This window comes from Embleya scabrispora (assembly GCF_002024165.1).
In the GTDB taxonomy this organism is placed as follows: domain Bacteria; phylum Actinomycetota; class Actinomycetes; order Streptomycetales; family Streptomycetaceae; genus Embleya; species Embleya scabrispora_A.
The window spans coordinates 5,738,073-5,763,196 of sequence record NZ_MWQN01000001.1 but is presented as its reverse complement, the minus strand read 5'-3'; the positions used below and the strand labels follow the sequence as shown (position 1 = coordinate 5,763,196).

Genomic DNA, 25,124 nt, shown 5'->3' with positions numbered 1-25,124 from the left:
GTGCATGCTCGAACAAGCAAATAGTGCGCAGGTCATAACCGCTGTTTGCGCAGTGCGCTGCCCCAGGGAGTTCTGCTATGGGGTGTGCCCGATAAACCGATCCGCATTCAGTGGACCAACGGCCCCGCCGCGGGCTCCGGTGTCACCGGTCGCCTACGGATCACCCCCACCCGGGTGATCGGCGACACGGCTTCCGGAGGCATGTGGCTACACCATGCCCAGGGCATGGTGCCAGGGCCGAACATGGTCGATATGTGTACGAATGCGTGCATCAGCGGTTTGCCCCGTTCGCCTCTTTACAGATCCCCGTTGGCGTTGCGGCTGTCGGCGGCACACCCCCGCCGACTCCCGAAGATCCACATTCGAAGTGGTGCTCTTCGGGCCTACCCGAGTAGATCTCAGCAACTCCCGGAAATCAAGGAACCAACCACTGACAGTTCGCGACCGATTGCCTACGCAACTGTTGGGTTGGTGTTCATCGGCATTTCGCCGACGGCGGGAATGAATCGACCAACCGGATCGTCCCACAAGCCAACCCGCAGGAAAGGCAATCGGTTGGCCGCAGGCCCGGACCCGGCACACTCGGCGTTACACTTCGACCGCTCTTGCGGGGCGGTCACTATAGACGAAGCGGACCGCTCCCCACTCGGCTACTCATGCGTATTGACGCCTTCCTAACGCACCGCCCTCGGATATTCACGGCAAGGCGTGACGGGGAACCTCCGATCACCATCCGGATGGTTGTTTCGAATACCGGGTCGACGTCTCGATGGACGTCGCGTCGGCGACGCGATCCGGCCGGCGAACACGCCGTGTGTCGGCGCCACGGCGGGGTGCGACCGGACGGGAAGAAGTGCCGGAACGGTCTCGGGGGAGCTGTCGGGGTGCGCGGCGTGTCGCGCGCGCGATCGGACACGGGGGTCGTGGGGGTGATCGGGGAGGCCGATCCGGGTGTCGATGCGGGCGTCGATACGGGTGCGATGTGGGTGCCGATGCGAGCGTCGATGTGGATGCGGACCCGAGTGCGGGCGTGAGCGCCCGCTCGGTCGCGTGGGCGTTCGCCTCGGTCGTCCCGGGTTCGCTCCGCCGGGTCGGACCCCGACCTCGCCGGCTCGGGCGGCGACGCCCGCGTCGGTGGGAAATACGGCCGCAGGTCCGCCGGAAAGCGCGATTGGCGATCTCCGCCGCGACCCGTCGCGAACCGCTTTCACGGCACCGCGTCGACCGAATCGACGGCTGTCCTGTCAACGGGACGGATATCCGGTCGAACCTCGTGCTAGTTTCGATCGGCGGCAATCCCGCTCTTTTCCGGTATGCCCGCGCCATCGGGCGCACACCGTGTTTTCCTCCGGTGTCGCACACCGCCGAATTCGGCATTGATTTCATCCCCCGGACACAATCACGGAGAACAAGGGAATCAACGTGCCCCAGACAGGTACCGAACGAACTCCGCACGACAACCGAACGGTTCGACCGCGCCGCTATCTGATGTGCCGGCCGACCTACTTCGACGTCACCTATTCGATCAATCCGTGGATGGACCCGAGCGTGCCCACGTCGGCGGACACCGGTCTGGCCCAGTGGAAACGCCTGCACGACGCCTACGTCGCGCTCGGGCACGACGTGGCGCTGATCGAACCGGTGCCCGGACTGCCCGACATGGTGTTCTCGGCGAACGGCGCCACCGTCGTGGACGGCCGGGTGCTGGTGGCCCGTTTCCGCCACCGACAGCGCGTCGACGAGTCCGCCGCCTACCTCGACTGGTTCCGCGCCGACGGCTGGGCCGAGGTCCACCAGGCCGAGTACGTCAACGAGGGCGAGGGGGACTTCCTCCTGGTCGGCGGCCAACTGCTGGCCGGCAGCGGCTTCCGCAGCGATCCGCGGGCGCACGACGAGGCCCGCGAGTTCTTCGGCCTGCCCGTACTCGGCCTGACCCTGGTCGACCCGCGGTTCTACCACCTGGACACCGCGCTGTCCGTGCTCGGTCCCGACGAGATCATGTACTACCCGGAGGCGTTCGACGAGGCCGGCCGCCGCGTCCTGGCCGAGCGCTTCCCGGACGCGATCCTGGCCGACGAGGCCGCCGCCGCCACGTTCGGGCTCAACGCGCTCTCCGACGGCCGGCACGTACTGCTCCCGGAGCGCGCCGTTCCGCTCCTCGGCCCGCAGTTGCGCGAGCGCGGCTACGTCCCCCAGGGCATCGACCTGACCGAGCTGCTGAAGGCCGGCGGCAACACCAAGTGCTGCACGCTGGAGCTGCGGCGCTGACCGACCGGTCGCCGAAACGGTGCCGGCCGGGTCGCCCGAAATGCCCGGATCCCGTCGACGGGACGGCCCCCGGCCTCGCGCCGGCACCGTCGCGGCCACCGCCGACACCGCGACGCCGCCCCGGCCCCATCGACGGCGGCGGGCCGGCCCGGCCGAGGCGCGATTCCGGTTCCCCTAGGGTATTGCCAGTTCCGGGGACGGTGTGTGCGGTTCCGGGGACTCGGATCCCGACTACGGGGTGAGGAGGCCGTCGCGGATGTCCGATGTGGACACGCCGGGGTCGGGCCCGCCGGGTACCGACGACCCGCCGGGTGGCGACGATGAGACCAGGTTCGTCGCGATGCTCTACCGCGAGTATTCCCGACCGCTGCTCGCGGTCGTCTCGCGGTTGAACGGCGGCGACCGCCAGCGGGCCGAGGACAGCGTGCAGGAGGTGCTGGTCCGCGCCTGGCGCAACCGGGAGAAGCTGGATCCCGCCGCCCCGCTGCTGCCGTGGCTGGTCACCGTGGCCCGCCGCCTGGTCATCGACGAACAACGGGCCCGCTCGGCCCGCCCGCCGGAGATCGGCGACGAGCGGCTGGCCACGCTGCCCACCGGCGACGAGGTCGACCGCCTGCTGCGCTCGGTCGTGGTCGGCGACGCGCTGGACGCGCTTTCCGCATCGCACCGGGAAATTTTGATCGAAACCTTCTTCCGTGACCGTACTGTCAATCAGGCGGCCGACGTACTCGGCATCCCGGCCGGTACGGCGAAGTCGCGCGTGTACTACGCGCTGCGCGCCCTGCGGGTCGTCCTGGAGGAGAGGGGGGTGTCGTCATGAGCGTCCAACCCGAACACGCGGATGTCGGCGCGTATGCCCTCGGACTGCTGGAACCGGCCGACCGGGAGGCGTTCGAGGAGCATTTGGCCACGTGCGAGCGCTGCCTGGACGAGCTGGCGGACTTCTCCGGCATGGCCACGCTGCTGACCGAGCTGCGCGACGAGGGGGTGTACGAGCTGCCGGAGACCAGGGGTGAACCCGCGCCGACCGGGCCGGCCGTAGCTCCGCCGGCGGCGGCTGCTCCCGTGGACGAACTCGCCGCGCGCCGGGTGGCCCGCCGCGTGCCGCGGCGCTCGTTGCTGATCGCCGCGTGCGTGGCACTTCTGGTGATCGGCCTGGGTGCCGGCGTACTGACCGGGCGGACCTGGTTCAAGGACGAGTCGTCCACCGCGACCCGGGTGGTGCCGGGCGACCCGATGGCCGTGATCGCCGCGAACGGGCAGGTGGTGGCCGCGACCGGGCCGAACGGCGGCGCCGTCGCGCGGATCGCCCTGGAGAACAAGGCGTGGGGTACCAACCTGGCGCTCGAACTGCGCAACGTCCGCGGCCCGTTGAAGTGTTCACTGGTCGCGGTCGACAGGGCGGGGAAGGAGCAGCAGATCTCCTCCTGGATGGTGCCGCCGAAGGGCTACGGCGTCCCGGGCTCGGAGGCCCCGCTGGTGCTGCAGACCGGGACCTGGACCCCGAAGGGCGATCTGGCCCGCTTCGACGTACGCACGTCCGACGGGGGCACGCTGGTCAGCGTGCCGGTGTAACCGCGGGCGGTGCCGGTACCGGTGCCGGTGCCTCGGAACGGGTGTTCCGAGGCACCGGCACACCGAACGGGTTCTAGGCGAAGCGGCCCTGGAGCAACCAGACCCCGGGCGCGCCCGGGTCGGCGACCGGGTCGCCGAGCAGGCCCCAGAATCGCTCGACCACGGCGGCCCGCGGCACGTCGGCCACGTCCATGCCCTCGGGGAAGACCGAACTGAGCACCTCGAGCACCTCGCCGATGCGCTTGCGGCGCATCCCGATCAGCCGGGTGATGTCGGGCAGTTGCGTCTTCCAGCGGCCCACCACGGCCTCGGCCAGCAGATTCTCCAACTCCGGGCCGACACCCGACACTTCGGCCAGGTCCTGCATGGAAAGGCCGAGCGCGCGGACCAGGAATCCGGTCCGCTCCTCGTCGGCCCGCCACTTGTTCGCCCGTTCGAGCCGGGTGTAGCCCACCTCCCGCATCCGCACCCGCTTGGCCAGTTCGGCACGGGTGAGGCCGGCCGCGATCCGGTGGTCCTGGAGGTTGGTCGGCCGGCCGCCCATCAGTCGGCTCACGGGCACGACCAAGGATTTGGCGAGGGCGAGCAGTTCGGCTTCGTTCGGGCGTTCCGTACCGGCTTCCCACTGGGCCACGGTCGACGGCATCACCCGCAGCTCGTACGAAGCCAATGTCGCGGCCACACGCTCGCAGGTTAGCGCCATCACCCCCCGTGCGGAGGCGGCTGCGGACGGCGAGAAAGCCGGTGGGACATCGAGGTCATTGGGGTCGGTCACGCGGCAAGCATAGAAAGTCCGGACCGCGACTTTGAGCCGACGTCCGGGTGCCGGGGCGGATCGGCACCGACGGCGAGCGGGACCGACCGGCCATCCGGTCCGGATCGGTCGAGGATCGATCGGGTCCGGAGGGTTCGTGGGTGGTACGCGGGCCGCACACGGTCGGCATGCGCGCGCCTTGCGACTTCCGCGAACCCGAGCGACGTCCCGATCACCTTCCGCACACCCGATCGGGCAGGAACCCGGAAGATTTCGGCCACCGTTGCGCAGTGCCTCGGTCATGCCGCGCGCGCGGCATTCGGAATCAGCCGTAGGAAGCCGCGGTTCGCACCGTTCCGAAGCGCGGAAAGATGCGCTCCACGGTGAAGTCGTGCTCGTCCGCCGCGAACCCGGACATCGCGTCGGCCACGAACTCGACCTCGTAGCCGTGGTCGTCGGCGGCCCGGGCCGTGGACTCCACACCCATGGTGGTGACCAGGCCCGCCAGCACCAGCCGTTCCACGCCCCTCGCCCGCAACTGCGCGTCCAGGTCGGTCCCGTGGAACGCGCCGACGGTGTGCTTCACGATCGTCACGTCGCCGGGCCGGACCAGCCCCTCCGCGAAGTCGCTCCCGGGCGGCTGCTCCGCGACGCCGGGGCGGTCCGCCCGTACCAGGACCACCGGGTTTCCGTCGGCCCGGAAGACGTCGGCCAACCGGCGGCAGCGGGCGAGCACGTCCTCGCCCGAGTGCGGTGCCACCGGCAACGCGACGATGCGGGGCATGAGATCGATGAGAATCAGCGCGGTAGTCACGGTCGAGATCGTAGACACGCCGTCCGCTCGGCGCCGGACCCGGGCCGCGGGTCCGGCACCGGGCCGTGTGACGGTGCGCCCACCCGGCCACCCGCCACCGGCCACCGGCCACCGACGCACCGACACTCAGCGGCCGGTGGCCAGGTTCGCACCCCCGGTGCAGTCGATCACCGTCCCCGTCACGAAGCCGTTGCCCACGAACATCCGGATCACATCGGCCACTTCGTCGGCGTGGCCGACCCGGCCGACCGGGGTCGCGGCGCTGATCCCGGTGAAGAGTTCGGCGCGGGCCTCGCTCGGGATCGTGTCCCACCACGGGGTGTCGATCACGCCCGGGGAGACCGCGTTGACCCGGATCGGCGCGAGTTCGACCGCCAGCGGCGGCACCATCGCCTCCAACGCGCCGTTGATCGCGGCCAGTCCGGCGGTACCGGGGAAGGCCGCCCGAGCGGAGGCCGCGGTCACGAACGTCACCGAGGCGTGCGCGGCCAGCCTGGGCAGCGCCGCCTGGACGATCCGCACGAACGGCCAGAACTTGCCCGCGAAGCCGGCCGCCAGTTGCTCCAGGTCCAGGCCCGCGATCGGGCCGCTGCCGGCGGCGCCGCTCAGCGCCAGGACCAGGTGGTCGATCGGCTCGACCGACGCCGCGAAGAACTCGGCCACCTCGGCCTGATTCGCGCCGTCGAGCCGGTATCCGGTGGTCTTGCCGCCGATGCGCTCGACGGCGGCGTCGAGCCGTGCCCGGTCGCGGCCGGTGACCACGACCTCCGCGCCGTCGGCGGCCAGCAGGCCGGCGGTCGCCTCGCCGATTCCGGAGGTGCCGCCCATGACGACGACGTGCTGACCTTGCAGGGAACGGGACAGAGCCATGACGGTGCCTTGCCTTCTCTTCGTACGACCCGATGCAGGTGCCGGAAGGGCTCGGGAGTTTTACCGAGACCTTCCGTCTCGACAAAGCATTACCGAGACCGGCAGTCTCGTCAAGCGGCTATGCTGATTCCATGACGAACCCCGACGACGACACCCCCCGCCGCGCGCACACCGGTCGACGCCGCAACGAGGACGCCCGCCGCGCGATCCTGGACGCCGTACTCGTCCTGCTCGCCGAGTCGGGCGGCGCGCCCGTGACGATCGACACCATCGCGCGCGCGGCCGGCGTCGGGAAACAGACCATCTACCGCTGGTGGCCGTCGAAGGGCGCGGTCCTGCTGGAGGCTCTGACCGACCTGGCCGGTGACGTCGTGTCACCGCCTCGGGGCGAGACGCTGCGCGCCGATCTGACGTCCTTCGTCACCGCCACATTCCGCGGCGCCCGGGCCGAGTCGACGGCCGCCGTCCTGCGCTCGCTGGTCCGCGAGGCGGCGCGCGATCCGCATGCCGCCGACCTGGTCCGCACGTTCACCGAGTCCCGCCGGGACGCGCTGCGCGCGCTGCTGGCCGGGCACCCCGACGAACTCGCGCCCGATGCCGACCTCGATCTGATCGTGGACCAGTTCTACGGACTGTTCTGGTACCGCTTCCTGCTGGCCCATCGCCCCCTGTCGGACGAGGCCGCCGCGGCCCTCGGCGCGGCCCTCACCGCCCAGGCCGGGGCGGGATCCGTTGGTCCCTGAGCGGCGCGACCCGATCCCGCGTCACCCCCGCGCGGCCGACTCCGCCAGTCGTCGGCGGGTCGCCGGTCCCTCGGCCGCCGCCGTCACGACGAGGATCGTGGCGGTCGCGCCGATCAGACCCGCCACCGGCAGCACCCCGGCGGCGGGCAGCAGCGCCGACACCATCGCCGCGGCGCCGACCCTGATCCACACCGTCGCATCGCGCGAGCCCGCGAACGCCGCGCGTACCCCCGCCCCGGCGACCAGGAACAGCACGATCCCGCCGAGCAGGCACGCGGCGGTCGCCCTGGACACGTGCCGGTCGTCGCCGCCGACGACCGTACCGATCGCCGCCCCGGTCACCGCGATGCCCAACTGGGTGGGCAGATGGCCGAAGACGTACACGTCGCGCAGGACCGCGCTGGTGGCGATCTCCTCGTGACCGCCCACCCGGGTCGCGCTCGCGTTGAAGTACATCCACCAGACACACGCGCACAGCGCGAACGCGCTGAGCCCGATCAGCCCCGTCGACACCGCGTCGCGCCCGCCGTCGGCGAGACCGCCGGTGCAGCCCAGCACCGCCTCGCCGATCACGATGATCGTGAACAGCCCGAAACGCTCGCGCAGATGCTCCGCGTCGTGCGAGGCGGCGGCGATCCGGCGGCGGGCCAGGAACGGCAGCGACAACTCGCCGGCCATCGCGACCGCCCAGAGCCCGTAGCGGACCGAGTCCCCGGGCACCAGCAGACCGAGGACCCACACCGAACCGGTCAGCGTCGACATCGTGCCGAACGAGCGCAGGATCGGCCGGAAGCTCGGGTCGGATCGAGCACCCCAGGCGTACGAGAACACGATCACCCCGCGCGCGCCGAGGTAGCCCGCCACGAAGCCGACATTCGCCCCGGTTCCGTGTCCGACCCCGCCGACGAACACCGCCATCGCGGCCACGGCCGCCATCCCCACCACGGTGATCAACCGATGCGCGGAGTCGTCCGGATCGAATCGATTGGCCCGCACCGTGTACAGCACCCAGGTCCACCACACCGGCACGAACAGTGCCGCGGCTCCCGCCACCGACCCGCCCGTGGGCTGCTCCCCCACCCGGTGCACGACCTGCCCGACGGCGGCCACGAACACCAGGTCACAGAACAGCTCGAACCAGGTGGCCCGCCGCTCCCCCACCGCCTCAGTCACCCGAATCCCCCCACAAACCGGCCCGACACGCCGGCCGATCCTACGACTACCCCACGCACGCACGAGGCGCCGGTCGGGTTCTCCCCCGACCGGCGCCCGCGCGGCGAACGACGTTCGTCAGGCCTGGACCAGATGCGACCGCTGCCGACCCAGTCGGTCGATCTCCAGTTCCATCACGTCGCCCTCGACCAGGTAGGGGAATCGGCCGGACAGCGCGACGCCCTGCGGCGTACCGGTGTTGACGATGTCGCCCGGCTCCAGCACCAGATAGTGCGACAGGTGGTGGATCAGGTACCCCACGCCGAAGATCATGTCGGCCGTGGAGGAGTCCTGCCGGACATCCCCGCCGACCCACGAACGCAGCCCGAGCGTCTGCGGATCGGGAACCTCGTCGGCGGTCACCAGCCACGGGCCGAGCGGGTTGAACGTCTCGCAGTTCTTGCCCTTGGACCACTGCCCACCCGACTGCTCCAGCTGGAAGGCGCGTTCGGAGACGTCGTTGCTGATCGTGTACCCCGCGACGTGTGCCAGGGCCTCCTTCGGCGAGTCGAGGTAGCGGGCCCGGCGGCCGATCACGACGGCGAGTTCGACCTCCCAGTCGGTCTTGACCGCGCCGCGCGGGATCAACACGTCGTCGTACGGGCCGACCACGGTGTGCGGCGTCTTGTAGAACAGGATCGGCGTGGTCGGCGGCTCGGCGCCGGATTCGGCCGCGTGCGCCGCGTAGTTCTGACCGATGCACAGGACCGCGCCGGGCCGGGCCACCGGGGCGCCGACGCGCAGGCCCGCGACGTCCAGCTCCGGCAGCGTACCCGCCGTCGCGGCCTCGCGGACCCGCTCGACGCCGTCGGAGGCGAAGAACGCGCCGTCGATGTCGGCGGTGAGCCGGCTCAGGTCGAAGTGGCTGCCGTCGGCGGCGAACAGCACGGGGCGTTCGTTGCCGGGCTCGCCTACGCGCATCAGGCGCACGGTGAACTCTCCAGGTAGGTATGGGTAGGGATATGGGGATGCCGACCAAAGGCGGACCGCACGCCGCACGCGGCGTGATGGCGCACAGCGCACAGCACACGGCACTCAGCGCACAGCACACAGCACACAGCACACAGCACCGAACGGCCTGCTTCAGCCGACGCGGATCAGCGCCTCCGGGCCGACCTCGTGGTCGAGTGAACGACCCGTCAGATAGCGCTCCACCTCGTCGACGACGATGTCGCCTTGTCGGCGGCGACACTCGACCGTACCGGCGGCCTGATGCGGAGTCAGCAGCACGTTGGGCAATGCCCGAAACCCATGCCCGAGGGGCAACGGCTCGGCGTCGTACACGTCCAGCGCGGCATCGATTCGCCCGGTACGCAACGCGGCCAGCAGTGCGTCCTCGTCGACCAGCCACGACCGTGCCGTATTCACCAGGCCGGCGCCGTCCGCCAGCAGGGCCAACTCCCGGGCGCCGATCAGGTGTCGTGTCTCCGGCAACGACGGCGCGTGCAGCGCGACGATCCGACTCGTGGACAACAAACGGTCAAGCGGCACGAGTTCGGCGCCGATCCGGGCCGCTTCCGGCGCGGTCAGGGTGGGGTCGGCGACCTGCACCCGAGCACCGAGAGCGCGCACCACCTCGATGTACGCCCGACCGGTGCGGGACGCGCCGACCACACCGATCCGGGCGCCGAACACCTCGTGCCGGGGCGGTGCCACCGAGGCCGCGGCCCATTCCCGTCCGCCGCGCAGCGCGTGGTCGTAGCGATGGGTCCGGTGCAGCAGCGCGAGCGTGAAGGCCAGTGCGACCTCGGCCACCGACCGCGCCATCCCCTGGCCGGCCTGGGTCACCCGCACGCCGCGCGCGAAGGCGTCGGCGCCGACGTACGGGGCGATCGCGGCGCCGGTGTGCGCGAGCAGCCCCACCCGGGGTGCCGCCGCGAGCAGTTCGCCGGTCAACCGCGGCATGCCCCAGGAGGACACCACCACGTCCGCCCGCGCGAACGCCGCGCGCAGGGCCGGGAGATCCCGGGGATCGTCCACGACCACGATTCGCCCGAGACCCCGCAGCCGCTCCGTCAGTACGCCGACCTCGGGCTCACCCGCAGCCGCGTCCGCCGTCTCGCCGAAGAACTCCGTCCGCAGTCCCGGCGGTACGGCGACCGCCACCACGGCCGGTCCCCCGTCCGCCCCGGGCCGGTCGAATCGCGCCTCACCCGAGCCAGGCATCGAGGTGCTCCCGGACAAAGGTGTCGTCGGTCAGCCACGGGTACGCCGAGGTCACCCGGTCGATCTCCTCGGCCTGCCCCGGCGACATCGTCTCGGCCGGGTCCAGGCACCGGGTCCCCGCCAACAACCCCTGTCGCCGCAGCACTTCGTGCACACCGGCGATGCAGCCGCGGAACCCGCCGCGCACGTCGAAGACGGCCGAGTTCGCGTCGGTCAACTCCGGCGCCTGCCGCAGCAGTTCGATCATCGTCGGGTGATCGCCCGCCCGCGCCCGGCGGACCCGCTCCAGCAGGGTGACCGCCGTCGACGTCCACACCGCCCACTGACCGAGCAGCCCGCCCGCGAACCAGCGGGGCCGGTCGCCGGCCCGATACGGGGTCAACAGGTCGGTGATGATCGCGTCGTCGTTGCCGGTGTACAGCGCGACCTCGCCCGCCCGGTCCGCCGAAGCGATCGCGCCGAGCACGTCGGCGGTCCGGTAGCGGTCGAACGGCGCTATCTTGATCGCCGCCACCGACGGGATGTCGGCGAACGCGCGCCAGAACCCCGGGGTCAGGAACCGCCCGCCCACCGCGTCCTGGAGGTAGAAGCCGATCACCGGCAACACCTCGCCGACCGCGCGGGCCCGATCCAGCAGCCCCTGCTCGTCCGCGCCCGGCACCGCCGGGCTCAGCAACACCGCGTCATAACCGAGCGAGGCGGCGAGTTCGGCCTCGGCCACCACCTGCGCGGTGTAGCCGCATGCGCCGGCCACCCGCACCACCGGCCGCCCCGCCTCGCGCGCCACGGTCTCGGCGGCCAGTTCGAGCACCGGCCGCAACAGCCCGACCTCGGGTTTGCGGATCTCGAACTGCGTGGTGTGCACGCCGACCGCGACGCCGCCCGCGCCGGACGCGAGGTAGTAGCGGGTCAGCGCCCGCTGCCGCCGCTCGTCGAATCGTCCCTCGGCGTCCAACGCGAGTGGATGCGCGGGAATCACCGTGCCCGAAAGCAGCAGTTCGATCGGCGAGTCGGGAGTACTCGACGCGGCCGTATCGGAGTTGATCACGTTGTGCCTCAGAACTTTCCGTCGCGGACCTGGAACTTGGTGGCCTTCCCGGACAGCGGATGACCGCGCCGGATCCACTCCGCCTGCCAGGCCACGAGTGTGCGCAGGGGAACGTCGGGATAGCCGAACAGCTCGTGACAGCGGCTCGCGTCCGACAGCAGCGCGCTGCCCGACTCGACGCCCGCCACCGCCGCCTCCCGCCCGAACTCCGCACCGAACCGGGCCGCGAGGCGTCGCACCGACGCGGTCTCCGGGCCGGTGAGGTTGATCGTGAACGGTACCGCCGCCGCGTGCCCGAGGCTGCGCAGCGCGACCTCGTTCGCGTATCCCTGCCACACGACGTTGGCCTGACCCGTCGTCACATCCACCGCCTCGCCCGCGTACACCGCCGCCGCGATGTCGGCGAGTACCCCGTACCGCAGATCCACCGCGTAGTTCAGTCGGATCAGCGCCACCCGGGTGCCCCGCGTGCTCGCCGCGTGTGCGAACACCCGCTCCCGGCCCAGGCACGACATCGCGTACTCACCGACCGGCCCCACCGGGTCGGTCTCCACGCTGCCCCCGGAGCCGGCCGCGACCAGCGGATACACATTGCCGGTCGAGAACGCGGCGATCCGCGCGTCCGGGTAGCGGCGCGCGATCCGGTCCGGCAGCGCCGCGTTCACCGCCCACGCGTGCTCCGGCGCGCCGGCCGAGCCGAACTTGGCGCCGACCATGAACACCACGTTGCCCGCGTCCGGCAGTTCGGCCGGGTCGCCGTCCATCAGGTCGAACGCGACGGTGCGTACGCCGTCCGCCGCCAACGAGCGGGCCGCCGCCGGGTCCGACCAGCGCGAGACCGCGTACACGCTCACGTCACCGCGACCGCCCGCGTCCAGCGCCCGCCGGGCCAGCCGGCACAGGCTCGGGCCCATCTTGCCGCCGGCGCCGAGCACGACCAGGTCGCCCTCGATCCCGGCCAGGTCCGCGATCAGCCCGGCCGACGGTGTCGCGAGCAGTTCCTCCAGCGCGGCCTCACCGTCCGGAAACACCGATCCGGTCGGCCGGACCGGCACCGATTCCGCTATTCCTGCAACATTCATGACGCGTGATCAGCTCTCAGCCCTTGATTCCGGTTGCCGCCACGCCCTCGGTGACGTAGCGCTGGCCCACCAGGTAGGCCATGAAGATGGGGACGAACGCGACCACCGAGCCCGCGAGGACCACGTTGAGCGGCACGTTCTGTTGTTGCAGCGAGGCGATGCCGACGGTCAGCGTGCGCATGTCCGTGCTCTGCCCGACGATCAGCGGCCACAGGAAGTCGTTCCAGTGCCACAGGAAGACGAACGTGCCGAGCGTGGCCATGATCGGCTTGATCAGCGGCAGCACGATCCGGACGAAGATCTGGAACTCGGAGGCGCCGTCGATCTTCGCCGCCTCGAACAGCTCGTCCGGCAGGCCCTGGATGAACTGCCGCATCAGGAACACCGCCTGCGCGTTGGCCAGCGACGGCAGGATCAGGCCCCAGTAGGTGTCGACGCCGTTCATCTTCGCGATCAGGACGAACGTCGGGATCATCGTCACGTGGTACGGAACCATGACCATCGACAGGAACGACCAGAACATCGCCTCGCGGCCGGGAAAACGCTTCTTGGCGAACGCGTAGCCGGCCAGCGCGGACAGCAGCAGCGTGCCGAGCACGCCGACGATCGAGTAGATGAGCGTGTTGATCAACCACTGGGGCACGTCCTGCGAGCCGAGCACGTCGCTGTACGCGCTCGTGGTCAGGTTCCACGGCAGCAGGCTGCCCGGGAACTCGACCGCGCCGGACGGCTTCAGGGACAACACGACCATCGCGTAGAACGGGAAGATCGTGGCCAGCGCCACCACGCCGAGCAGCACGCCGCGCAGCACCTTGCCCCGCCGGGTGCCGCGCAGCGCGTACGGAACGGTGTCCTGTTCGCGTCCCGCGCCGGAGCCGTCGCGCCGGCGCGACCCTGGCCGGAAGCGCCGGGGTTCGCCCTTCGCCGCCACCACCGACGGCGACTCCATCACCGCGACCTCGCGGGCCTCGTCGGTGCCGTGGGTGCCGTGTGTATCCAGGGACATGGTCACTTCTCCTTCCCGATCACCAGGCGTTGGATGACCGCGACGATGAGCGTCAGCACGAACAGGGCCAGGCCGATCGCGCTGGCGTAGCCGAGATCGAAGTACTTGAAGCCGGCGTCGTAGAGCTGGAAGACCAGCGTGTAACTGGCGTTCGCCGGGCCGCCGCCGGTCATCACGTACACCGCGTCGAACACCTGGAAGCTGGCCGTGGTCTCGATCACGGCCAGGAAGAACAGCGCGGGCTTCAGGCTCGGCAGGATGATGTGGCGGAAGCGCTGCCAGGGGCCGGCGCCGTCGGTGAGCGCGGCCTCCTCCAACTCGCGCGGCACGTTCTGCAGACTGGCCAGCAGGATCAGCATGCCGTAGCCGAACCGCGACCAGATGCCCACGATGGCCAGCGCCGGCACCACGAACACATCGTCGGCCAGCCAGGATCCGGTGTGTCCGCCGACCCATCCCATCACCGTCGACCACGGGCCGTCGGTGGAGAAGATCCAGATGAACACCGTGGAGGCGAGCACCAGGCTGGTGACCACCGGCAGGAAGAAGATCGAGCGGAACAGCTTGGATCCGCGAAACGCGCGCCGGGTCAGCAGGGCCAGACCCATCGCGGCGACGATCGTGCCGGGCACGGTGATCACCGTGTAGAGCACGGTGACCTTGAGCGAGGACCAGAAGACCGGGTCGTCCCACAGCCGGGTGAAGTTGTCGAGGCCGGTGAACGTCGGCGAGTCCATCAGCGAGTAGTCGGTGAAGCCGAGCAGCACGCCGGCGATGCTCGGGCCGAAGCGGAACAGCACGAACAGCACGAAGGCGGGCAGGACGAACAGCAGCCCGATCCGGGCCTCGCGGCGTGCGTGCGGCCCGCGTCGGCGGAGCCTGCGGGGTTGTTCCGCGACTGCGGCCACGGGGACCTCCTGGGGCTGGGAAGGCGGATGGAACGGAACGGGAGGGGGGCGGCCCGCACGGGGGTCGGGCCGCCCGGTCGGGGTCAGCGCGCGAGCAGCGCGTTCGCCGCCTTGGCCGCGTCGTTCAGCGCGTCCTTGGGGCTCTTGTTGCCGATCAGCGCGGCCTGGATCTCCGGCGCGAGCACGCCCATCACGTCCCGCGACTTCTCCTTGAGCGGGCCGGAGCTCATCACGTCGAGCGTCTTGGCCACGTCCGCCTGGAGCGCGTCGCCCGGGTACGGGTCGGCGGCCGAGGTGCGGGCCGGGAAGTAGCCGTTGGACTTGACCAGGGCCAGGCTGTTCTCCGGCTTGGACACGAACGAGATCCACTTGCCCGCGGCGTCCTTGTTGGCGCCCTTGAGCATCGCGAACGAGCCGACCGTGCCGTAGCCCGCCGACCTGGCGTCCTTGAGCGGGGGCTTGACCACGATGTTGTCCTTGCCCCAGAACTTCTCCACGTCGGCCGGGGTGTTCTGCCAGGTGCAGGCGACCTTGCCCTTGGCCACCGGGGTCTGCTCCAGCTTGGGCGTGGTGGTGACCTGGTCCTTGTCCGTATAGCCCTTCTCCACCAGGGTTTTGAGGTAGGTCAGCGCCTTGACCCCGGCCTCGGAGTTGAACGCGACCGACTTGCCGTCGGCGGCGAACACGTCCCCGCCCGCCTGCCAGAGCATCGGGTACCAGGTCAGGTTCAGCGTCTGCTGGGTGTCGCCGCTGTAGCTGGTCGCCTGGTAGCCCTTCTCCTTCAACCTCGGCGCCAGGTTGAGCAGGTCGTCCCACGTGCTCGGGTAGTTCGTCTCGCCGATCGCGGCGAACACCCGCTTGTCGCAGATCAGCGGATTGGCGCTCATCAGCAGCGGGGTGGCCATCGGCTTGCCGTCCACACTCACCGAGTCCAGCGCGGCCTTGCGGAAGTCGGCCTTGTCGGCGGGCGGCATGTAGTCGTCGGCGGGCACCAGGCTGCGCGCGTACTTGGGCAGCTGGTCCGGCACCAGGTAGACCACGTCCGGGCCCTTGTTCGCCGCGATGGCGGTGGCGAGCGCGGTGTCGCGGTTGGCCCACGGGTAGGTCTCGACCTTGACCTTGTAGCCCGGGTTGGCCTTGCCGAACGCGTCGCTCAGGCCGGCCCAGTACTCCTTGTTCTTCGCCTCGTCGGCGATCACCGGGTACATCCAGGTGGTGACGGTCTTGCCGCCCGAGCCCGGACCGGACGAGCCGCCGCAGGCGGCCAGGCTTGCGATGAGGGCGGTGGCCAGCACCGGGAGGGCGATCATGCGGGCGGTGCGCGGGCGGATGGTTCTGCTCATGGGGATCGCGTCTCCTGACAGCGAGATTTGACGGGGTGTCAGTTCTGGGGACCGAGGCGGCGAGGTCGGGGCAGCGGAGGCCCTTCGCCCCGCGCGGGCGCTCAACGTCGCGGCACGGTCACGGTGTTGCCGCCGAGTCGGGAGCGTTCGACGGCGAAGGCGGCGAGGTGGCTGCCGAGCGAGTCGGTGCCGTTGGAGCGGATGTGCGCGGCATCGCCGGTGGCGAGCGCGGTGACGAACGCGTCGATCAGCGCGGTGTCCCCGCCGCCGTGTCCGTCCGCCGCGTTCGATCCGGACGCGCCCGCGTCGTGCGTGACCACCCGGTCGTCCGCGAAGGTGTGCACGGTGACCTTCTCGCCGTCGCCGCGCAACCAGCCGTGGCTGCCGAAGATCCGTACCTGACGGTGCGTCTGCTCGGTGAACGCGGTCATCGTGAAGGTCGCGGTGATCCCGCCGGACAGCCGCATCGCCACCACCTGGTGGTCCACCACGTCGTTGTCGCAGTGGTAGACGCAGCGCCCGTACGGCCCTTCGCGCAGCGCCCGGACCAACTCGGCCCGATCGTCCGGGCCGTGTGCGGCGTCGGTGACGTGGTTGATCGGCCACGCGTCGCCGGTCTCGCGCAGCGCCGGGAAGTACAACTTCGGTCCCGAGTAGGGGCAGTCCGGCTCCACCGCGCAGTCCAGGCAGTTGCGGGCCGAGCCCGCCGGCGCGTTCTCCGGCTTGAAGTGGGCGAGCCCGCCGAAGCTTGCCACCGTCTCGATCCGGGCACCGGTGACGTAGCCGATCCAGTCCAGGTCGTGCGAGGACTTGGCCAGGATCATCGGCGACGAGTCGGCCTCGCGGCTCCAGGGGCCGCGCACGTAGCTGTGCGCGTAGTGCCACCAGCCGACCGGCTCCAGCAGGTCCAGGCTGACGATCGAACCGAGCACGCCGGAGTCCAGGACGCCCTTCACCAGGTCGGTGTAGGGGGTGTACCGGAGCACGTGACACACCGCGAACGGCACGCCGGCCGAGGTCACGCCGTCGAGGATGCGCCGGCAGTCGGCCTCGGTGGCGGCCATCGGCTTCTCGGTGAGGATCGCGTAGCCGGCCTCGGCCAACGCCAGGATCGGCTCGACGTGTTCGCGGTCCTGGGTGGCCACGATCACCGCGTCCGCGATGCGCTCGTCGAGCAGCGGTCGCCAGTCCTCGAACTGCACGCTCGCCCCGGACGCGGTCCGGGCCGAAGCTCGCGGGTCGGCCACCGCGACCAGTTCGGCGCGGTCGGGGTGCCGGCGGATCCAATCGGTGTAGGTCAGGCCCCGGTTGCCCGCGCCGACCAGCGCGAACCGTACGGGTCGGTCGGTGATGGCCGGTCGGTCGGTGCGGGCCGGCATGGCGGTGTTCGTGGTCGAACCGGTGGCGGTCATGGGACTTCCCGTGGTGCGAGGGCGGTGCGGATTCGAGGGGGCGGCGGGCCCGGGTGCGGGCGGGTCAGATCAGTTGGTTGCCGGCGGTGTGCGCGACGCGCGGGCCCTCGTCGGGCATCGCGGTACGGGTGACGCCGTCCTCGACGCAGCCGCTGTGCAACAGCGCGCCGGTCCCGCCGAAGGCCGCCCCGGCCAGTTCGAGTCGGCCGCCGGCGAAGGTGTTGCCCGCCGCGCGGTAGCGGTTGGTGCCCTCGCCGATCAGCACGTGTGCGGTGGCCGCGTCGGCGGCGGTGGACACGCAGCCGTCCAACTGCCAGCGGACCGTGCGGGCGCCGCCGGTGCGCGAGAGCAGTGCCCGGGCGGCGTTGGTACCGCCGAGCCGGGTGCGCGACAGGGCCACGCCCTGCTCACCGGTGCCCGCCAACCGCAGCCCGGTGTCCCGCAGTTCGCCGCCGGACACGGCCAGCGCGGCGCCGGTGACGGCGACCGGTGCGGCGTTCGGCGCGCCGATCAGGGTGCACTCGGTGAGTACGAGTCGACCGGTGTTGCGCAGCGCCGCGTTGTCCAGTCCCTTGAGGGTGACCCGTTCCAGGTGCAGGTCGCCGGTCACGCTCGCCTGGGTGATCTCGGCGTCCTTGGCCAGGGTGAACGTCGAGTCGGCGATCACGTTGGCGCGTTGCGACCGGTTGGAGGCCTGCGACACGACCAGCGGGCCCGACGCGGTGCAGCCGCGGATCTGTACGCCGTCCGCGTTGACCCAGAGCATCCCGGAGCCGGACAGCGCGGGTCTGCCGATCACCTGCATGTCCTCCAGGGTCAGATCGGTGATCTTCACCCGGGCCACGAACCACGAGCACACATGCTTGCGGACGGTGATGCGCTTGGCCACCGACCCCCACGCGGCGCCGGAGTTGGCGAACGTCATCAGGCCGGAGTTGCCGGTGTAGACGAGGTCGTGCTCGAACTGACCGTGTGTCACGAACGGGCCCTGGTCGTCGCCGTCGCCGTGACAGTTCGTCACGTGGCAGTAGGCGGAGGCGGTCAGGTCGTTGAGGTGCCGACTGTTCGCCACGTGGCAGTCCTCGACGTGGCCGTACAGGCAGTAGATCTGCTGGGTGAGATAGCCGGCGCCGCCCCAGGTCACGCTCGCCGGGTTGCGCAGCGAGCAGGCACGGGTGCGGTAGTGGGTGCACCAGCGCCGCATGATCACCGGCCAGAACGTGCCCACCGCGTCGACGTGTTCGACATCGCAGTTGGTCGTGTACTCGTAGGCGATCGGGTGCGATCCGGTGTACTGGTCGCCGTCGGCGATGCCCTGGAAGACCATGTTGCGCACGTGCGCCCGGTCCACCGGTTCGATCCGGGTCCAGGTGAAGGTACGGCCGGCGGCGAGGTCCCATCCGATCTTGTAGCCGACCCGGATGTGCGTGGCGTCGACGCGCCCGGTGATCTCGACCAGGCGCTGCACCTCCTGCTCGTACTTGCCCTTGCCGGGCTCGGGATCGATGGTGACCGCCCACCAGTCGCCGACCTTGAACGCCGCGCTGTCCGGCACCTCGAACACGTCCGCGAGGTCCGGCATCGGCTGGGACAGCTTGGCCTTGACCACGGTGTCGGTGACCTTGCCCCGGAAGTACAGGACGGCGCCGAACGGGTTGTCGTGGGTGTTCTTCTCGATGCCGGTGGTGCGCACGGTGTGGCCGCCGAAGTCGAGCACGATGCGGGAGCGGGCGAAGGTGTGGCGTTTGACGAAGAGCAGGTCGCTGTGGGCTTCGACGCGGTGGATGTACGGGTCGTTGACCATCGCGTCGAGCGCGGCGTCGGCGGGGACCTTGTCGTCGAGGATGCCGAACCGGCGGAAGTCCATCACCCCGTCGTGCACCTGGATCCACCGCCCGTCTCGACGGGCGGCGGGGTCGGCGAGCACGGTGCCGCCGTTGATCGCCAGCTTCGAGCGGGGGTCCCAGCGCACCACCATCGCGCCGCCGTCGCCCGCCGCGTGGTAGCCGGCGACCAACACCACCGCGTCGGCCTCGAGGGGCCTGACGTTCATCCGCAACAACGCGGCCACGTTCGGCACGCTCATCGACACGTCGCGCGAGCCGGCGCCGTGCCGGTCGTCGTCGGGCGAGGCCGAGGCCGTACCCGCCGCGGCCGTGCCGGCGAGCAACAATCCGCCGAGACCGCCGGCGGCGAGCAGCCGTCGGCGCGAGGACCCGGGAGCGGGGGCCGACGGCGTGGCGGCGGAGGTGGAAGGAGTGGGGGACGTGCTCATCGGGGAACCTCGGCCTTCGACGGAGGATGCTTCCCGTGGCACGTGCCGATGACGTCGTTTCCCGACCGGGGAGGGAAACGCGCGGCGGATGGCATGGGGTGGGCTGCGCGGCCGTGGTGACGGACCGTCAACCCAGGGCCGGTGATCGGGCACGATTCGTGGCAGCGAACGTGCGGGCCCTGATGAGTCCAGGAACGTAGGCCCGGACATCGACCCTGGTCAAGCCCCCCTGGCCGACTTTCATCGTCCGTAATCGCGGGAACACGAAGGGGTCGCGACGGATTGTTCCACCACGACCCCTTCGCCCGGTTGTTCACCCACCGGTTTCAGCCGGCGTCGATGTCGCCTTCGCCACTCTCCGTGCTGCCCAGTTCGCGGCTGACCCGCAGCGCGCCGGCCCGTACCTGGCGGCCCAGTTCCTGGAATCGCCAGCCGGGCAGGTCGAGCTTGAGGCCGGTGATGCTGATCGCGCCCACGCACTGGTCGCGGTGGTCGCGGACCGGGCTGCCGATGCAGAAGATCCCGTCCGCGTCCTCCTCGTCGTCGAGCGCGTAGCCGGTCACCCGGACGTCGCGCAGGTGGGCGATCAGGGTCTCGGTGTCGGTGATCGTGTGCGAGGTGCGCCGGGGCAGGCCGGAGCGGTGGATCACCTCGCGCGCCTCGTTCTCGGGCAACGCGGACAGGATCGCCTTGCCCAGGCCGGTGCAGTGCGGCAGCTCCCGCACCCCCATGCGCAGATCCAGGCGGACCCGCTGCTCCACGCCGACCTGGTCGACCACCACCGCGAGCCCGCCCTCGGGCACCGCGAAGCGGGCCGCCATGCCGGTCTGCCGGGTCAGCTCGGCCAGCACCGGGCGGGCCACGTCGCGCAGCGACACCTGGGCCTGGGCCCGGTCGCCGAGTCGGGCCAGGCCCATGCCGAGCCGGTAGCGCCGATTCATCCCCTCGCCGTCGTCGGATACGAGGCCGTAGCCGCGCAGGGTCTGGAGCAGTCCGAAGGTCGCGCTCTTCGAGATCCCGCAGGCCTGACCGACCTCCGTGACGCTCATGCCGTCCCCCGGACCACGTGCGGAGAGCACCTCGAGGATGTCCGCGGCCCGGGCGACGGACTTCACCCAGTACTTCGACTCCTCGACATTCTCGTTAACGCTGTTCGACATAGCAGAACACTTTACCGGTCCAGACCCCTTGACTGCTTTGTACATCCAAATGTAGAGTCCTGCACTGTTCGGTCCTGTCGAACAGTGTTCAGAAAACCAAAATGCATCACCTGCGACGCGTGCCGAAGGCGGATGGCGCCGGAGGTCCACGGCCTGGCAGGGCCGCGGATCCGAACGGTCACGAACGACGCAAGGAGCCCACCGATGAGTGTCGGCACAGCCGCCACCGACTCCCTTCCCGCCCGAGCCCTTCGGGTCATTCCGGGCGGGGTGAACAGCGGTCAGCGCCGGATCCCGGGCCTGACCGACCTGATCGTCACCGGCACGAGCGGGGCGAACTTCACCGACGCCGAGGGTCGCGTCTACACCGACTACCACTCCGCGTTCGGCCCGCCGCTGCTCGGCCACAACGACCCCGACGTCCAGCGCGCGGTGGCCGAGGCCGCGACCCGGTTGGACCTGACCGGCGTCGCCGTCACCGAGGGCGAGGTCATCCTCGCCGAGACCCTGGTCGAATTGGTCCCCTCGGTCGAGAAGGTGCTGCTCACCAGCACCGGCAGCGAGGCCACGTTCCACGCGCTGCGGGTCGCCCGCGCGGTGACCGGTCGGCGACTGATCGTCAAGTTCCAGGGCTGCTACCACGGTTGGCACGACGCGGTCAGCCTGAACGTGATCTCCTCCCCCGAGGCGGTCGGCGCGCCCGACCCGATCTCCACCGGGATCCTGCCCGAGGTGCTGGCCGCCACCCTGGTCCTGCCGTTCAACGACCCGGCCGCGGTGCGCGCCGCGTTCGCCGAGCACGGCGCGGACATCGCCGCGGTGATCCTGGAGCCGATCCCGCACAACGTCGGCTGCCTGCTGCCCGACGCCGAGTTCCTCACCACGCTGCGCGAACAGTGCACCGCGCACGGCTCGGTGCTGGTCTTCGACGAGGTGATCACCGGCTTTCGGCACGACCTCGGCGGCTACCAGAAGATCGCCGGGATCACCCCCGACCTGACCACCTTCGGCAAGGCCATCGCCAACGGCGCCCCGGTCGGCGCGCTCGGCGGCCGGGCCGACCTGATGGAGCAGTTCAGCACCCGCCCCGGCGCGCCCGCGTTCTTCGCAGGCACCTACAACGGCCACCCGTGGGTGGTCGCCGCCGCCCTGGAGACGCTGCGCAAGCTGCGCGAGGAGCCGGTCCACGAGCACGTGTTCCGCCTCGGCGAGCGGGTGCGCACCGGCCTGGCCGAGATGTACACCCGGCTCGGCGTCCCGGCCGTGGTCACCGGCTACGGCTCGGTGTTCGTCACCTACTTCATGGCCGGCGGGATGCCGCGCGGCTACGACGACCTGCTCGCCAACGACGCGAACCTGTTCATCGGCTACCGCCGACGACTACTCGAACACGGCGTGTTCGAACTGCCGTTGAACCTCAAGCGCAGCCACATCTCGTACGCGCACACCGACGCCGACGTGGACCACCTGATCGCCGCCACCGAACTGGCCGTGCAGGACGCGATCAAGGACGGCGGCATCGACGAACTCGCCGGCACCTCCACCATGGGCGGCGCGACCGAGGGGACGGCCCGCTGATGCTCGTCGTCGACCGCACCCGACCCACCGGACCCGCCGGCCGGATCACCCACGTCGAGACCCTGCTCCTGGGCACCGCGTGGCGCGACTTCGGCTATGTCCGCGTGCACACCGACCAGGGCCTGTCCGGCGTCGGCGAGATCACCCACCCCTACCGGGTCGCCGAGACCGCGGCACTGGCCGAGGCGATGGCGCGGCGGCACCTGATCGGCGCCGACCCGTTCGACACCGAGGAGATCTGGCTGCGCCTGTACCAGGGCGACTTCCTGCGCGGCGGCGACGTCGGCGGCATCGTGCTCTCCGGCTTCGACCAGGCCATGCACGACCTGATGGGCAAGGCGTTGGGCGTGCCGGTGTACCGGCTCACCGGCGGCGCCTGCCGGAACCGGGTCCGGGTGTACGCCAACGGCTGGTACAACGGCGAGCGCGACCCGGCGGTATTCGCGGCCAAGGCCCGGGAGACCGTGGCCAAGGGGTATTCGGCGCTCAAGTTCGACCCGTTCGGGGCCGGGCTGCACGAGTTGTCCCGGGCCGAACTGCGCCAGTCGGTCGAACTGGTCGGCGCGGTCCGCGAGGCGATCGGGCCGGACGTGGACCTGTTCGTCGAGGGGCACGCCCGCTTCGCGATGACCACCGCCTCCGCACTGCTGCGGGCGTTGGAGCCGTTCGACATCGGCTGGTTGGAGGAGCCGATGCCCTGGACGCACATCGAGCGCTACGCGGAACTGCGCGCCCGTGCGCCGTTCCCCATCTCCGGCGGCGAACACTTCCACAACCGCTACGAGTACAAGCAGTTGTTCGCGACCAACGCCGTGGACATCATCCAGCCTGACCTGTCCATGGCCGGCGGCCTGACCGAGGTGCGCAAGCTGGCCGCGATCGCCGACACGCACGGCGTGATGGTCGCCCCGCACAACTCCAACTCCCCGCTGTGCACCACGGTTTCGGTGCACGCCGCGCTCGGGATTCCCAACTTCAAGATCCTGGAGACCTTCGACGGTCTGCTGGAGCCGTACGTCTTCGACGCGGTGCGCGGCGCGCTGCCGGTGACCGCCGACGGCCATGTGGAGATCCCCACCGCGCCCGGCTTCGGTGTCGAACTCGACGACGACGTGTTCGCCGAACATCCGCCGACGCACCGGTTCTGGAACATGTTCTCGGCCGGCTGGGAGAAGAGGAACCGCACATGACCTCCGCGCCGGCAAACCCCGGCATCGTCGACGTGCACTCCCATCTGTTCCGGCAGTGTTGCGACTTCGACGACGCGTTCAAGGCCGAGTCGGCCCGCGCGCACGCGGGCGAGGTGGACCTGACCGTGCGCTGGGCCGACTACGCGGCGAGCAGCCCGGCGGACACCCGCACCATCGTGGTCGGCGGCAAGGCCCGGCGCAGCGGTCTCTGGGTCGAGGACAAGGCCGTCGCCGAATATGTCGGCGCGCGGCCGGAGCGGCTGATCGGCTACCTGTCCATCGACCCGACCCAACCCGGCTGGCAGGACGAACTGCGGTTCGGACACCAGGAGTTGGGGTTGCGCGGGATCAAGCTGATGCCGATGTACGCGGGTTTCGATCCGGGTGATCCCCAATACGACCCGCTGTTCGCGTACGCCGAGGACAACGGCCTGCCGATCCTGGTGCACACCGGGACCACGTTCGTCTCGGCGGCGCCGATCGCCTACGCGCAGCCGAGGTTGCTGGACCCGGTGGCGATCCGGCATCCGGAACTGCGCATGGTGCTCGCGCATCTGGGCCATCCGTTCGAGGGCGAGTGCATCGCGGTGATCCGCAAGCACCCGCACCTGTACGCCGACCTCAGCGCGCTGCACTACCGGCCGTTCCAGCTGTGGCACAGCCTGCGGCTCGCTCAGGACTACGGGGTGCTGCACAAGCTGCTGTTCGGCAGCGACTACCCGTTCACCACGGTGGACGCGTCGGTGACCGGGCTGCGCGAGGTGGCCGCCGTGCCCGGGATCCCGGGTCTGCCGCCGCTGGACCGGGACGCGGTGGAGGCGATCATCTTCCGGAACGCACTGCCCCTGCTGGGGTTGTCGTGACCGGCGGCGAGGCGGGGCGCGCGGTCGACTTCGCGTTGACCGGCCGCACCGCGCTGGTCACCGGTGCGGCCGGCGGCCTGGGTCGGGCGTTCGCGGTCGCGCTGGCCGGGGCGGGCGCCGACATCGTGCTCACCGACCTGCCGGGCGTCGACCTGGAGCCGACCCGCACGGCCGTCGAGGCGACCGGCCGCACCGCCCGGGCGATGCCGTTCGACCTGGCCGACACCGCCGGTCTGGCCGGCTTCGTGGACGAGGTGCGGGCCGCGGCCGGGCCGCTGCACATCCTGGTCAACAACGCGGGCACGGCCGCCCTGGAACGGTTCAACGAGATCTCCGTGGCGAGTTGGCGGCGGGTGCTCACGGTGAACCTGGACGCGGTGTTCTTCCTGTCCCAGCGGGTCGCCGAGCACCAGATCGCGGACCGGGTCGCCGGCCGGATCATCGCGGTGACCTCGAAGAACGCCCACGTCGCCGAGGCGGGGTTGGCCCACTACAACGCGTCCAAGGCGGGTGTGGACCTGCTCGTGCAGAGCCTGGCGGTCGAACTCGCCCCGCACGGGATCACCGTCAACGCCGTGGCGCCCGGCATGGTCGAGACCCCCATCGACGGCGAATTCCCGCTGGACCGCGAGCCGTTCGAGGCCGCCTACCGCGAACGCATCCCGCTCGGCCGCTACGCCGCCCCCGACGAGTGCGCCGGCGCGGTGGTCTTCCTGGCCGCGCCCGCCGCGTCCTACGTGACCGGCACCCGCATCGTCGTCGACGGCGGCGTGCTCGCGGACCAGATGCCGCGCATGCGCCACATGCCGCCGTACCGCACCTCGCTCTGATCACCGGTGTGTGCCCGTCGGCCCGAA

General features: G+C 70.8%; 22 protein-coding genes. 8 read left to right on the top strand and 14 right to left on the bottom strand.

Annotated features, from left to right (window positions below):
• The first annotated feature begins 1,422 nt into the window (after window positions 1-1,422).
• The 3 genes from ddaH to B4N89_RS25395 all read left to right on the top strand — a co-directional run bounded on the left by ddaH (window position 1,423) and on the right by B4N89_RS25395 (window position 3,843).
• Window positions 1,423-2,268 carry a dimethylargininase gene (gene ddaH, locus B4N89_RS25405; protein WP_349679005.1) on the top strand — a complete coding sequence of 282 codons (846 nt, stop codon included), beginning with the start codon at window positions 1,423-1,425 and terminating at the stop codon, window positions 2,266-2,268.
• Window positions 2,269-2,524: 256 nt separating this feature from the next.
• Window positions 2,525-3,088, top strand: a complete 564-nt coding sequence (locus B4N89_RS25400; RefSeq protein WP_078978124.1) for a sigma-70 family RNA polymerase sigma factor — start codon at window positions 2,525-2,527, stop codon at window positions 3,086-3,088.
• Complete coding sequence (locus B4N89_RS25395) at window positions 3,085-3,843, top strand: anti-sigma factor family protein (protein WP_078978123.1); 759 nt, start codon at window positions 3,085-3,087, stop codon at window positions 3,841-3,843. Before B4N89_RS25400 ends, B4N89_RS25395 begins: the two co-directional genes overlap by 4 nt.
• Before the next feature lie 73 nt (window positions 3,844-3,916).
• Here the strand turns inward: B4N89_RS25395 and B4N89_RS25390 are convergent, their stop codons facing one another.
• The 3 genes from B4N89_RS25390 to B4N89_RS25380 form a co-directional block, all read right to left on the bottom strand.
• Window positions 3,917-4,525, bottom strand: coding sequence for a helix-turn-helix domain-containing protein (locus B4N89_RS25390; RefSeq protein ID WP_143658078.1), 609 nt, complete (start codon window positions 4,523-4,525; stop codon window positions 3,917-3,919).
• A 397-nt stretch (window positions 4,526-4,922) separates the two neighbouring features.
• Window positions 4,923-5,411 carry an isochorismatase family protein gene (locus tag B4N89_RS25385; protein ID WP_078978121.1) on the bottom strand — a complete coding sequence of 163 codons (489 nt, stop codon included), beginning with the start codon at window positions 5,409-5,411 and terminating at the stop codon, window positions 4,923-4,925.
• 126 nt (window positions 5,412-5,537) lie between these two features.
• Window positions 5,538-6,281: an SDR family oxidoreductase gene (locus B4N89_RS25380; RefSeq protein ID WP_078978120.1), complete on the bottom strand. Its 744-nt coding sequence runs from the start codon at window positions 6,279-6,281 to the stop codon at window positions 5,538-5,540.
• Between the two features lie 131 nt (window positions 6,282-6,412).
• Here B4N89_RS25380 and B4N89_RS25375 point away from each other — a divergent pair, with 131 nt between their 5' ends.
• Complete coding sequence (locus B4N89_RS25375; protein ID WP_078978119.1) at window positions 6,413-7,024, top strand: TetR/AcrR family transcriptional regulator; 612 nt, start codon at window positions 6,413-6,415, stop codon at window positions 7,022-7,024.
• 21 nt (window positions 7,025-7,045) lie between these two features.
• On the opposite strand, the gene B4N89_RS25370 is transcribed toward B4N89_RS25375, so the two are convergent.
• The 11 genes from B4N89_RS25370 to B4N89_RS25320 all read right to left on the bottom strand — a co-directional run bounded on the left by B4N89_RS25370 (window position 7,046) and on the right by B4N89_RS25320 (window position 20,636).
• Window positions 7,046-8,197, bottom strand: coding sequence for a low temperature requirement protein A (locus B4N89_RS25370; protein WP_161500810.1), 1,152 nt, complete (start codon window positions 8,195-8,197; stop codon window positions 7,046-7,048).
• Window positions 8,198-8,314: 117 nt separating this feature from the next.
• Entirely contained in the window at window positions 8,315-9,166 is an 852-nt protein-coding gene (locus B4N89_RS25365) for a fumarylacetoacetate hydrolase family protein (protein ID WP_078978117.1), read from the bottom strand.
• 153 nt (window positions 9,167-9,319) lie between these two features.
• Window positions 9,320-10,402, bottom strand: coding sequence for a hydroxyacid dehydrogenase (locus tag B4N89_RS25360; protein WP_078978116.1), 1,083 nt, complete (start codon window positions 10,400-10,402; stop codon window positions 9,320-9,322).
• Complete coding sequence (locus tag B4N89_RS25355) at window positions 10,386-11,450, bottom strand: dihydrodipicolinate synthase family protein (protein ID WP_235618777.1); 1,065 nt, start codon at window positions 11,448-11,450, stop codon at window positions 10,386-10,388. Before B4N89_RS25355 ends, B4N89_RS25360 begins: the two co-directional genes overlap by 17 nt.
• A gap of 8 nt (window positions 11,451-11,458) precedes the next feature.
• Window positions 11,459-12,532: an NAD-dependent epimerase/dehydratase family protein gene (locus B4N89_RS25350; RefSeq protein WP_414646391.1), complete on the bottom strand. Its 1,074-nt coding sequence runs from the start codon at window positions 12,530-12,532 to the stop codon at window positions 11,459-11,461.
• 16 nt (window positions 12,533-12,548) lie between these two features.
• Window positions 12,549-13,538, bottom strand: coding sequence for a carbohydrate ABC transporter permease (locus tag B4N89_RS25345; RefSeq protein WP_235618776.1), 990 nt, complete (start codon window positions 13,536-13,538; stop codon window positions 12,549-12,551).
• A gap of 2 nt (window positions 13,539-13,540) precedes the next feature.
• Window positions 13,541-14,446, bottom strand: a complete 906-nt coding sequence (locus B4N89_RS25340; protein ID WP_078978114.1) for a carbohydrate ABC transporter permease — start codon at window positions 14,444-14,446, stop codon at window positions 13,541-13,543.
• Between the two features lie 83 nt (window positions 14,447-14,529).
• Complete coding sequence (locus B4N89_RS25335) at window positions 14,530-15,789, bottom strand: ABC transporter substrate-binding protein (protein WP_078978113.1); 1,260 nt, start codon at window positions 15,787-15,789, stop codon at window positions 14,530-14,532.
• Between the two features lie 101 nt (window positions 15,790-15,890).
• Window positions 15,891-17,201, bottom strand: coding sequence for a Gfo/Idh/MocA family protein (locus tag B4N89_RS25330; RefSeq protein WP_235618775.1), 1,311 nt, complete (start codon window positions 17,199-17,201; stop codon window positions 15,891-15,893).
• A 64-nt stretch (window positions 17,202-17,265) separates the two neighbouring features.
• Window positions 17,266-19,476, bottom strand: coding sequence for a peptidase C14 (locus B4N89_RS25325; protein WP_414646390.1), 2,211 nt, complete (start codon window positions 19,474-19,476; stop codon window positions 17,266-17,268).
• A gap of 326 nt (window positions 19,477-19,802) precedes the next feature.
• Window positions 19,803-20,636 carry an IclR family transcriptional regulator gene (locus B4N89_RS25320; RefSeq protein WP_078978112.1) on the bottom strand — a complete coding sequence of 278 codons (834 nt, stop codon included), beginning with the start codon at window positions 20,634-20,636 and terminating at the stop codon, window positions 19,803-19,805.
• A gap of 204 nt (window positions 20,637-20,840) precedes the next feature.
• Here B4N89_RS25320 and B4N89_RS25315 point away from each other — a divergent pair, with 204 nt between their 5' ends.
• Genes B4N89_RS25315 through B4N89_RS25300 form a run of 4 tightly spaced genes read left to right on the top strand, consistent with a single transcriptional unit; the run spans window position 20,841 to window position 25,097 of the window.
• Window positions 20,841-22,214, top strand: a complete 1,374-nt coding sequence (locus B4N89_RS25315) for an aspartate aminotransferase family protein (RefSeq protein ID WP_078978111.1) — start codon at window positions 20,841-20,843, stop codon at window positions 22,212-22,214.
• Window positions 22,214-23,404, top strand: coding sequence for a mandelate racemase/muconate lactonizing enzyme family protein (locus B4N89_RS25310; protein WP_078978110.1), 1,191 nt, complete (start codon window positions 22,214-22,216; stop codon window positions 23,402-23,404). The genes B4N89_RS25315 and B4N89_RS25310 overlap by 1 nt, the downstream gene beginning before the upstream one ends.
• A complete protein-coding gene (locus tag B4N89_RS25305; RefSeq protein ID WP_078978109.1) occupies window positions 23,401-24,267 on the top strand; it encodes an amidohydrolase family protein in 867 nt (288 codons plus the stop codon). The genes B4N89_RS25310 and B4N89_RS25305 overlap by 4 nt, the downstream gene beginning before the upstream one ends.
• A complete protein-coding gene (locus B4N89_RS25300) occupies window positions 24,264-25,097 on the top strand; it encodes an SDR family NAD(P)-dependent oxidoreductase (protein ID WP_078978108.1) in 834 nt (277 codons plus the stop codon). The genes B4N89_RS25305 and B4N89_RS25300 overlap by 4 nt, the downstream gene beginning before the upstream one ends.
• Window positions 25,098-25,124 lie beyond the last annotated feature (27 nt).

Coding starts and splice junctions, on each gene's coding strand:
- B4N89_RS25400 (WP_078978124.1), top strand. CDS start 2,525: ATGTCCGATGTGGACACGCCGGGGTCGGGCCCGCCGGGTACCGACGAC.
- B4N89_RS25395 (WP_078978123.1), top strand. CDS start 3,085: ATGAGCGTCCAACCCGAACACGCGGATGTCGGCGCGTATGCCCTCGGA.
- B4N89_RS25380 (WP_078978120.1), bottom strand. CDS start 6,281: ATGGCTCTGTCCCGTTCCCTGCAAGGTCAGCACGTCGTCGTCATGGGC.
- B4N89_RS25375 (WP_078978119.1), top strand. CDS start 6,413: ATGACGAACCCCGACGACGACACCCCCCGCCGCGCGCACACCGGTCGA.
- B4N89_RS25360 (WP_078978116.1), bottom strand. CDS start 10,402: ATGCCTGGCTCGGGTGAGGCGCGATTCGACCGGCCCGGGGCGGACGGG.
- B4N89_RS25350 (WP_414646391.1), bottom strand. CDS start 12,532: ATGAATGTTGCAGGAATAGCGGAATCGGTGCCGGTCCGGCCGACCGGA.
- B4N89_RS25345 (WP_235618776.1), bottom strand. CDS start 13,538: ATGTCCCTGGATACACACGGCACCCACGGCACCGACGAGGCCCGCGAG.
- B4N89_RS25335 (WP_078978113.1), bottom strand. CDS start 15,789: ATGAGCAGAACCATCCGCCCGCGCACCGCCCGCATGATCGCCCTCCCG.
- B4N89_RS25330 (WP_235618775.1), bottom strand. CDS start 17,201: ATGACCGCCACCGGTTCGACCACGAACACCGCCATGCCGGCCCGCACC.
- B4N89_RS25325 (WP_414646390.1), bottom strand. CDS start 19,476: ATGAGCACGTCCCCCACTCCTTCCACCTCCGCCGCCACGCCGTCGGCC.
- B4N89_RS25320 (WP_078978112.1), bottom strand. CDS start 20,636: ATGTCGAACAGCGTTAACGAGAATGTCGAGGAGTCGAAGTACTGGGTG.
- B4N89_RS25315 (WP_078978111.1), top strand. CDS start 20,841: ATGAGTGTCGGCACAGCCGCCACCGACTCCCTTCCCGCCCGAGCCCTT.
- B4N89_RS25310 (WP_078978110.1), top strand. CDS start 22,214: ATGCTCGTCGTCGACCGCACCCGACCCACCGGACCCGCCGGCCGGATC.
- B4N89_RS25305 (WP_078978109.1), top strand. CDS start 23,401: ATGACCTCCGCGCCGGCAAACCCCGGCATCGTCGACGTGCACTCCCAT.